Origin of the sequence: Streptomyces sp. DH12, assembly GCF_020873895.1 — a bacterium.
Classification (GTDB): Bacteria; Actinomycetota; Actinomycetes; order Streptomycetales; family Streptomycetaceae; genus Streptomyces.
In genome coordinates, this window is sequence record NZ_JAHWGT010000648.1 from 1 (window position 1) to 533 (window position 533).

Genomic DNA, 533 nt, shown 5'->3' on the forward strand with positions numbered 1-533 from the left:
TGCGGGAGGTGAGCGACGAACTCGCTCTCGCCGAGCTGGCCCAGTCTGCTGCAGCGACCCCCAGCGAGCCCGTACCCACGCCGGTTCGACCGATGCTGGGTTCCGTGTCGGTGACCGGTGTGCCACCGGAACGGGTGACCATCAAGGCGCCCGCCGAGGCGGTGGACGTCGTCGCCGCCTGAGCCCGGTGTCCGGCGCCCGCGCGGTATGAGGATGTGAGATGCCCCGGTGAGGGCTCCTCCGGAGAATTCCGGAGGGGTGCCGCCGGGGTTTTCGCATGCCCGCGGAGTCGGGGGGAGCGGGGCGGGCTGCGTTTGCCGGTGTGGCGGCGGGCCGTCATCGTGGAGACGGAGGCGGGGGATCAGCCACGGAGGTGCGGATGTACGTCGTGAAGAGCCCGTTGTCCGACGAGAACCTGAAGACCGTTTCTGAGGCACTGCAGGGCGCCCTGGTCGATCTGATCGACCTCTCCCTGGTGGCCAAGCAGATCCACTGGAACGTGGTCGGACCCCGCTTCCGCTCCGTCCATCTCC

Annotated in this window: 2 pseudogenes; both read left to right on the forward strand. The window is 69.4% G+C overall.

The annotated features are described in order from the left end of the window. A pseudogene (locus LPA54_RS36270) lies at positions 1–182 on the forward strand (transcriptional regulator); the annotation flags it as partial. Positions 183–379: 197 nt separating this feature from the next. Beyond that, a pseudogene (locus LPA54_RS36275) lies at positions 380–533 on the forward strand (DNA starvation/stationary phase protection protein); the annotation flags it as partial.